General features: G+C 36.1%; 12 protein-coding genes and 1 pseudogene. All 13 read right to left on the reverse strand.

All coding sequences use genetic code 11. From position 1 onward, the window contains the following. On the reverse strand, positions 1–321 hold a 321-nt coding region (locus IE039_RS07830; RefSeq protein WP_189428995.1), incomplete at its 3' end, for an IS110 family transposase. Between the two features lie 495 nt (positions 322–816). Then, a complete protein-coding gene (mobP2, locus tag IE039_RS07835) occupies positions 817–2,298 on the reverse strand; it encodes a MobP2 family relaxase (RefSeq protein WP_010006615.1) in 1,482 nt (493 codons plus the stop codon). Then, the gene (locus IE039_RS07840) at positions 2,282–2,596 is read right to left on the reverse strand and encodes a hypothetical protein (protein ID WP_010006617.1); all 315 of its coding nucleotides are present in this window, start codon (positions 2,594–2,596) and stop codon (positions 2,282–2,284) included. Before IE039_RS07840 ends, mobP2 begins: the two co-directional genes overlap by 17 nt. Continuing rightward, the gene (locus IE039_RS07845) at positions 2,586–3,299 is read right to left on the reverse strand and encodes a hypothetical protein (RefSeq protein ID WP_010006619.1); all 714 of its coding nucleotides are present in this window, start codon (positions 3,297–3,299) and stop codon (positions 2,586–2,588) included. The genes IE039_RS07840 and IE039_RS07845 overlap by 11 nt, the downstream gene beginning before the upstream one ends. Beyond that, positions 3,300–4,085 (reverse strand): DNA/RNA non-specific endonuclease, encoded by a 786-nt coding sequence (locus tag IE039_RS07850; protein WP_019039987.1) that lies wholly within the window; start codon positions 4,083–4,085, stop codon positions 3,300–3,302. Between the two features lie 15 nt (positions 4,086–4,100). Next, on the reverse strand, positions 4,101–4,478 hold the full coding sequence (locus tag IE039_RS07855) for a hypothetical protein (protein WP_004915871.1): 378 nt from the start codon (positions 4,476–4,478) through the stop codon (positions 4,101–4,103). A gap of 207 nt (positions 4,479–4,685) precedes the next feature. After that, positions 4,686–5,654, reverse strand: a complete 969-nt coding sequence (locus IE039_RS07860) for a hypothetical protein (protein ID WP_010006620.1) — start codon at positions 5,652–5,654, stop codon at positions 4,686–4,688. Between the two features lie 4 nt (positions 5,655–5,658). Further along, positions 5,659–6,093, reverse strand: coding sequence for a single-stranded DNA-binding protein (locus tag IE039_RS07865; protein WP_010006623.1), 435 nt, complete (start codon positions 6,091–6,093; stop codon positions 5,659–5,661). Then, complete coding sequence (locus IE039_RS07870; RefSeq protein ID WP_019039984.1) at positions 6,083–6,439, reverse strand: hypothetical protein; 357 nt, start codon at positions 6,437–6,439, stop codon at positions 6,083–6,085. The genes IE039_RS07865 and IE039_RS07870 overlap by 11 nt, the downstream gene beginning before the upstream one ends. Next, positions 6,408–6,683, reverse strand: coding sequence for a hypothetical protein (locus IE039_RS07875; protein ID WP_010006627.1), 276 nt, complete (start codon positions 6,681–6,683; stop codon positions 6,408–6,410). Before IE039_RS07875 ends, IE039_RS07870 begins: the two co-directional genes overlap by 32 nt. Before the next feature lie 27 nt (positions 6,684–6,710). Further along, positions 6,711–7,682 carry a replication initiator protein A gene (locus IE039_RS07880; RefSeq protein WP_189428996.1) on the reverse strand — a complete coding sequence of 324 codons (972 nt, stop codon included), beginning with the start codon at positions 7,680–7,682 and terminating at the stop codon, positions 6,711–6,713. Next, complete coding sequence (locus tag IE039_RS07885) at positions 7,672–7,905, reverse strand: helix-turn-helix transcriptional regulator (RefSeq protein WP_010006628.1); 234 nt, start codon at positions 7,903–7,905, stop codon at positions 7,672–7,674. Before IE039_RS07885 ends, IE039_RS07880 begins: the two co-directional genes overlap by 11 nt. A 606-nt stretch (positions 7,906–8,511) precedes the next feature. Next, positions 8,512–8,821: pseudogene (locus IE039_RS07890) on the reverse strand (hypothetical protein); the annotation flags it as partial.

Consider the following 8,821-nt stretch of genomic DNA (forward strand, 5'->3'; position numbering starts at 1 on the left):
CGTTTCCGCCAAATGCTTGGCATCGTTAAGATCATTTTTGTTAGGACGTAATTGATCCAATTGCTTTTTAGTGGTCAAAGGATTCAGGTAAGTATAAGGATAATTGTGGGCCTCTAAGAAAGTTTTTAAACGTCTCGAATAAACGCTCGTCGCCTCAAACACGATATCTGGGAACGTATTAAACTGCATAATGACCGTATTTAACTGATTGAACCCAAAGACATCATGGGTGATCTTAAAATTCTGTACAACCTTACCATCAACAGCGACGGCAACTTGACTGGTTGCCTTCGAAACATCAATACCAATAACAGCGTGCATGAGTGCACCTCCAAAGAATAATTGATTGAAACAGTCACTGGTAGCCATCACCATCTAATTTTCTATACTCGACGTCTAGCGTCTAACTTACTAAGAACAAATTGTGTGGTAACGCCAGTGAACCGGCCACTTTTATTCACGACATCCAGTGCCAAAAAACTCCGCGACCTATGCTTCACAACCTATTTTAGAATAAATCAAAAATAGGTGAAGACTATCTCCGTCGAGATTAATCTTCACCTTTAATGTTAGTAAGTTTTATTTCGAACTTTAAGAGTCTTAGAAAAGATTACAGACTTTGGTCGTTTTCGATGAAAGACATAATCATTAAATTTTGCTTTACAATTTTTTTATTGACAGATCACTTTCTGTAGCACAATGAAAAATATCACCATAGTTGTCTAGTCCCTAAAGAGTAATGAGAATGATCATTTCCATTCAAAAATCAACGCAATAATTTATAAAAAAATTTTTTGACACTATAAACTTTTCTCCTTACATTCCTCTTGATATTTGTGATTCATATTCTTTTTGAGCCTTTTCTAGTTCATCTTTCTTTTGATTTCTTAAGAATTGACGTTCTGCGTTTGTTTCAGAACGGATGTCCTGCCGCCACAAGCGGCTAATTTTAGTGAATGAACCTCCCCGCACTGGCATCTGATCACCTATGTGATTTGAATTTGGGGTTACATTGTTGATCAACGGCTTGGCGCCCAAATGTTTCCCCTGAGTGCTAGATGCAATTTTAGTTCTATCTACGTTACCGCCTTTATCACGTTTTTTAACATGGCTCAGCAATTCAGACATTTGTTGGTCAATATCATTTAGTGAGGTGTCTTCAATTTGTGCTAAATGCTTGTAGAGTTGATTCGCTAAGCGCTTTCTTAATTCATCTTCCTTATTCTCAGACCACTTGCGTTGCTCCTTATGCATCACACCCTGGTCTGCAATATTAATGGCATCATATTCTTGTGCCAACGACTTAAAGCCCTCATATTCAGGTTTAAGCTCTTTGTCAAACAAATCGTCTAATAGTTGATTTGTTAATTGATTTGCTTTTGCCATCTTGCCTTTTCCAGCGGTTAAATGAGCATTACCAACCTGCCACCGCCCTTTCATGTTTTGAGGTAAAGCATCGTAAATTTGTTTGATGGCTTTAGCATGACGATCATTTAATAGGTTGTCTGGCGCTGCCTCAACAATTTCTTTTTTAAAGCCACCAATGCCTTTCAATATTTCCTGATGCCGCATTAATTCTTGCGATGACATTAGCTGTTTTCTAAACTGTCGTTTGGCTTGTTCAATCACTTCCAGAGGTATAACACCGATTGGCTGTCCTTTGTACTTACCTTCTTGCTTGATCATCTCAGGACGCGTTTCTTGGCTTTTTTTAGCAAACCACAGATGCATGTTTAGGTGGTCAGTATCCTGATGAATCACACCAAACCAAACAACGTCATTTTCATCTTCTCCCAAAGGTAAATTAAATCCTTTGTTAATTAGCGTCTTAGCAACCTCTTGTTCTGCATGCTTCAATTTATTTTGGTCTATCATACGAGTTTCAGGATCATAGAGATTATTTTTAACTAACCAATCGCCTCTGATTGAGAAAGCAAGTTCATGGATATTATTACCATTTTCTTGTGCCTCATCCAAATTTCTTCTCAATACATAAATATCGTGATTATCATAATTTAGTTTATCGCTACCAAATATTGGATGCGTTTCTGTTACCGCAGAATTGCGGTTAGCATAGCCAGGCTTGCTAAATTGTTCCTTTAAGTCAATTAAATCGTTCATGGACTCATTATTAAGATCGTTTGTCTTTTCCGAATTATTAGCATAATCAACGAGGTCTGAGTATTTTTGTCCTTTCATATCTGCTGTGCTAGACGTGACAAACTGCGCTGGTAAATTAACCATTGCCGTCTTTTTTTCACCCAGGGCAAATGCAGCAATTTCACCAGTCTTCGCCATTTTGCAATTCCCCCATAATTTCTTCTAAACTATCAAAATCTTGTTCATAATCAATTGTTAAACGGCGGGCTGTTCTGGAAGACATGTTCAGCATCTGGCTAATTTGCATGTAGGACTGTTGATAGTTATTAAACAGAATTAAGCTTATCTGAGCCAAATAGTACGTACGATTATCGCGTTCATGTTGACTGTCAGCCATCTCACTAACTTGAGTAGGATGGTGCCAATTGAATTCATCAAGTTGTTCTAAATACTTTGTCAATTGTGCTTTTCTTTTACTATGCTTTTTAGTCGTCATCGAGTTGTCCTCCTGTTTGGTGATATTTTTTGATCAGCTGCTTATCCCGAGTCCGAATTTTTTTATATTCTTCATAGGATTGTGCCAATTCATTGTTTGGATTGAGTTCTGTTGGTGTACCAAATTGTTGGAACTCTGTTGGATTAATTGGGTTGATGGCATATTTAACAAAACCATTTTTTAAATTAATGCCTTCTGGAATGTATTCAAGTTGACGTTGTTGCATGGTTAAAAGAAAACCTAATAAATTCTCTACATTTGCCAATTGCGCAGTCAATTTTGAATCACTTTTTGTGGAGTTGGCATCATTTACCTTCTGGGCTAGTTCTGAATAATTAAGACGTGCATTGTTGGCATTAAGCGCAATATTTTCTACGAAGAAATGCAAAGCAAACTTATAGGCACTACTTCGACTAAACTTCGCATTAAGAGCATTTGGGTGTCTTTCTATCCAATGCTTCATTTGTTGAAAATACCATTCTTCATCTCGTGAATTTTTAATTCCAATCATTGTTGGTCTTTCATCAAAAGTTGATTGATTGATGTCAAATTCATTTAACAAATTTTCAATAAGCTCTAGTTCTGATTTAACCTCTAAAGGAATATCTTCGGGTAGCGTTGTATCATATTTTTTATTCAAAACATTTCTTCTTTTGATGAGTGCCTTCATTTGACTTGTTTTGAATTCTATTGCATCTTTCATTTATTCACTCCTTTCAGCATTACCGTTTAAGTAGTTGATTGTCCAGCCATCTTGAACGTTAAAAACATAGACATTAAATTTCAAAGTATTGTCATTTGACTGTGCCATCATGTGAACACCGCGGGGAACTAACTCAACATTTTTGTATACGGGTGTGACTTGATAACGCACATAATTATTTTTTGACTGATGCAAGTAATCAGCAATTTCTGTTTCACAAGTCACCATACTTTTTGCATTCACTCGACTATCTGCATTTAATTGTCGTGTCCCTGTGATCAAATTTTTGGCTTCATTGTTCAGGCCAGTAAATTGATACCCAATCAAATGACTACGGTTGTATAACCAGTCTGTAGTATTTGTTCCAGTTTTAATGGCATGGTATCCTGGCGTTTTAATTGTTAATCGTTCACGCGCTTGATACTTTTGAGAGGGCGGCATCAATTTTTGGTTAAGCAATGCATTAGCAACTTGTGGTCTGCCTAACCAATCTAATGACGAAAGTTTTTGCCAGCCACCCTCTTTTATTTGTAAATCATCCTGACTAAATGTTGGTTGGTTATGATTAATCTCAACAACTGTTTGACCAGTATATTTCAAATTAACAAGATCATCATTTTGTGTTGGAGAGATACTTTGTTTATCAATATTAATCAGTTGGGATTGCGAACCTAGTGCTACAATTCTTTGCAAAATCGATACACGATTTAAATACACAATACCTATCAATATGACAATGCCTAATAGGATTCTTCTCGCAAACCGACCGCGTTTATAATTTTTCATTTGAACCTCTTCTGCTTATTCAAACTCATCAAAGTCAATCGACTTTGGCAAATTTTTTTCCTGAGGGCGAGCGTTTTTTTGAATTCGTTCTACCTCATCATTTAAGTCTGGAAAATACATTTCAAGTCGCGCTAGAATTGTTTTAAACATTTCACCTATCGCAATTGTATTGTCATTTAATCCGTGCACAACATTATTGTTAGCCATGATTAAATCATCTAGGTAGCTGTGTAACACATTACTAGCATCATCTTCTCTAATTCGCTTTGCATAGTCCGTAATAACAATACGCAGTAATTCATTTGTAGATGTTCCTTCTGCTTGCGCACGCTGGTCAATGATATTCAAATCTTGTTTATCAAGACCGCGAACTTCTTTTCTAACTGTCTGCATAAAAACTCCTAAATTTATTTTGATAATTGGGAACAGGTTAAGGGGAAATGCCGGCACCATGTGCCTAAACCCCGCCGTGCGGGCATTTCAAGTGCTGGGAGTTTGAGCGCTTGGTTAAACCATTTTTTAACCTACGTTTAACCCTTTTTAAACCTTTATTTGATTGAAAAAAATAGCCCAATAGGCAATTTATTTAACGATGTGGTATTACAAACCTGTTGGTTTTGGCAACAATGATTTGCCTTCCTGAACCTCCTTTCTAGTCTTTTGATATTGAGTAATATTTGTCTTAGCACGTTGAATATTTTTTTGTGCATCACTAATTTGTGTTCGTATTTGTGTAATGGCATCGCGAGCATTATCAATGCTTGTTTGAGTATCTGAGTCATCAGACTGGGCGAGTATTTTTTGGTACTTTTTGATGGAAGATTGTTGTTGATCAATGGCTTTTTGATATTCAACAATAGCGTTCGTATTCTTGGAAATCAGTTTTTGTTCTGCCGCTATTTTAGCTTCACTTTCGCTAACTTCAAGTTCCTTTTGGCTGGCAAATGTTAGCGTATTTGATTTAGACACTTTGTCACGATTGATGATGAATTTGCCGCTTGCGGTATCAATGTTTGCGTTAGTTTTCTTTGCACTTGAACTATCAGAAGCTACGCTACTTGGCGCTTCGACTGTGGCAGTATTGATGCTTTTATCATGAGCTGTTAAAGTCACAGCATTGAAGTTATGACTCAAGTTTTTAAATTGGACCACGAGTGTATTATTTGAAGTTGGCACGACACGCCCAGTAACTTGATTGCCACCATGATCGGTCATAGCAGTGAATTTAATTTTGCTAATATCAACCAAATCTTGATCAGAAACAGCTCCGTCAGAGATTGTATAATGAAGTTCCAAAACACCATTATTTTTATTAAAAACACTTTTTGTTAGACTAGCGGTTTTGTTCAAAGTGCCAAATGACACTGGCGTATTTAACTCCGTACTAGGCAAATTTGAAGGTCGAGGTGTAATGTTAACCATCACGGTTGTACTAAAAGCTATCAGAATAAATAGGCTAAATATGGCAATTAAATTGCGCCGTTGATGTTCCAAAAACCAAGTTCCAAAGCGACTAAATCTTTGAAAGATATTTCTAAATTTATCAGCTATTGTGATTATTGCAGTCATTGTCCTACCCCTCTACATACTCAAATGCATTGCTGTTAAAGTCAGGATATGGTGGCAAATCATTATCTGTCACTTCACTATTTTTACTGTCAGCAATCTGTGTTTGAACAGCAGAATTTTGCGATGACTGATTAGATTTATAGATGCGGAATTGTGTCACTTGATTTTGCATAGCGTAAATCTTTTGACCTGTATTTTTATCGGTGTAGTTGTGATTGCGAATCACAAATTCAACCTCAACTACTTGACCAACATCAGTCACATAATCACGAATCAATTCTGCCGTTTTGTTAAAAGCAACATAATCAATGTAAGTTGCTTTGCCATCTTTTAAATCATTAATGGCTAATTTGAAGTAGGCAATCTCGGTTTCATTTTCACCTCTTACAGTGAAGTTTACATCACGAACTAAACGTCCTACGTGGTGATTAATTTGCATAATAATTTCTCCTTTTTTGATCCAGTAAATTAATAATCGGTGTCAGTTGTTTGGCTAAATAGTCTTGGATATTATTTGGTAGTTTAAACACGGGGATTTGGTTACCAGCTTCAGAATAATGAATGCCCTTTAGGACTGTACAACCGACATAATGATTCCCTAAGCAATCGTCAAACAACTCACCTTTGACTTTCATCTCATTTGGTTTTAAGCAGACAAAGGCTTGTTTTTTTGTTGGTTGAACGAGATTATTTTTTAATTCTTTAACAAGAATGACGACATATTTAGTTTGGTGAAGTTCTTGTAAACTTTGCTCATCCAACAGCGTTAGTTGTCTGACTTTCATAATCTCTCCCTTTCGGTCTTGCGGCTTCATGAAATGGTAAATGGTAGCGTACCATCAAATTTTCGATAGCCTTAAATGATTGATAAGAGGTACGGTATAACCTCACTGCGCCATCGCTTTCTAATTTATGATTTTCAATTGCTTTGATCACTTTTCGGCTGAGTTCACCTGATGAGTTAGCTACAAAAAGTATGTCTGAGTTGAAAAAGTCTACTGCAATAAATACGTTGTATTGGTTTGCCATTATATCTCTCCTCTCCCCAATTTAAAGTTAAAAGCCTGATACCGATTGACTTGTTGTGATCGCAATTTTCAAACGATTGTCAAAACCACTAGCAAAATATTTACCATATTGGCTGATATCAATTAGATGGTCACGCATGTAATCTACTTGTTTGAAACCAGTGTTTAAAAGCAACTGTTTTATGGCAACCTCACCTTGTAATTGCTTTTGCAAAGTCAAAACAGAATTACCTTTTTCAAGTTCGGTTATCAAAAAGTGATAACCACGTTCAAGAGCGCGGACAACAATTTCTGCTTGTTGGGGTTCATTCAAAAGTAAATCAGGAATCAAACCTTGGACTACACTTCTTAATTCAGGACTGTTTTGAATGATTTTGCCGATAGCGATAAATGATTGTTGAGTTTTTTTTGAATTATTATTAGTATTTATTTCATCCTCATCAAAAGAAATGGTTTCAGTTTCACTCAAAATAGTCTCACTATTCTCAGTCTCACTTGACTGTCGTTTTGACAGTTCTTGAGCTGTCGTTTTGGAAGTTCTTGACCTGTCATTTTGACAGTTCCGGACCTGTCGTTTTGACAGTTCCTTGTCCCCCAAGGGATTGGTCCTGTGGATAACTTCAAATTCAGCATTTATGTTGCCAACGTAAAGTCTGTTTGGTTTATTTAGCCCTTGTCGTTCTTCTTCAAGTAACCCAAAATTTGCTAGTTCTTTTTTCAAACTAATGACTTTTTTCTCGCCAACACTCAGGATTGTTTGCAGATCAATGTTTTTGTAAATCAGGTAAACATCACCATTTTTATCAATCCAATTATTCCTAATTGACAACAAGAAACGATCACGCAGAATTGCATAAGCCACTTTCGTTTCAAGTTTCATGTCGGCATAGAATTCATTTTCAAACAGTGCTTTTGGAATTTTGTAGAATCGTTCATTAGTTTCAACTTGATTTCTACTAACACGTTCCATTTTCCTGGGTGTATCTTGATCATTTATCATCAGCAGTCCCCTCTAATGTCGCAACAATATCTTCAAATGGCACATCCATAATTTTGTAAAATTTGATGAACGTCGTCAGTTTCGGATTATAACTTGGATCGGTTTCAGCTTTTGAAATCGTCGCCGTTGATAATTCCCCTTTTGATCTCACAGCTAATTCCAATTGTGTTAGTCTTTTTCGTTCCCGATAAGCTTTTACAATTGACCCAAAAGAATGTCTCATTTTGTTTCTTTCTCCCTTGTTTTAGTTGTCAATTTTCATTGATTTTATTACCAATAATTAACCGTCATGAAGACGGTTTCTTAACAACTTCTTAATATTTAGGCTATTTTTAAGCAAAAAAAATAAGCCCACACAGGACTTATGAGCTTTTAAAATAACGAATGTTACAAATACGTTACTTTATTTCAATTTATTGACTTTGGATTTTTTTAAAAACGTGTAATCCCTTGTGCGCCAACGTATCAACAAGCCTCTGTTACGTTAGATTATGCACGGTACACCTAAATTTGTCAGGCAGATGTCAAGGTAAAAACCACATGTTTAATATATTGGTAAACTACCAGTAACATGTATGTAAAACTAACGAAGATTATTTTTAAATCAGAGCACAACTTCTTTCAGAATATCATGATTTGGTTTAAAAGTAAACCGCACGTCCACGCTTTTGGAAGGTCTATACAAAGGCTTTTAGCAATCTAATTACTCGCTATTATATCAAATATTTCAACCAATTAAACCGTTTTCAAATATTTATATTTTAAGCACAACAAAAAAAGACACATGTAGTGTCTAAAGTTTATTATTTTTATTACCAGCTTTTACGGCTTATTTTTCATCATTTTGGCGTTCTTCAAGCATGCGCTGTTTACGTTTTTCATAAGCTCTACGGTAACGTTGCATGGCTTTATATTCTTGTTCAAAGACTACCATAGGTCGTTTGCCGTCAAGTGCCTGTCTTAATGGCATCGCATTCATTTTTGAAGCGACTTCATCTAATTGTCGTTGTTTCACATCTTTAAATGACGTGCCTTTAGGGTACCAATCACGTAGCTTGCGGTTTCTATTTGGCAGATTGCAAGAAATAACTTGAACGAATTTAGTGACGTAGATTAAGTAAGAAGATCTCGATTGGTGT

Origin of the sequence: Leuconostoc lactis KCTC 3528 = DSM 20202 (assembly GCF_014651235.1) — a bacterium.
Classification (GTDB): domain Bacteria; phylum Bacillota; class Bacilli; order Lactobacillales; family Lactobacillaceae; genus Leuconostoc; species Leuconostoc lactis.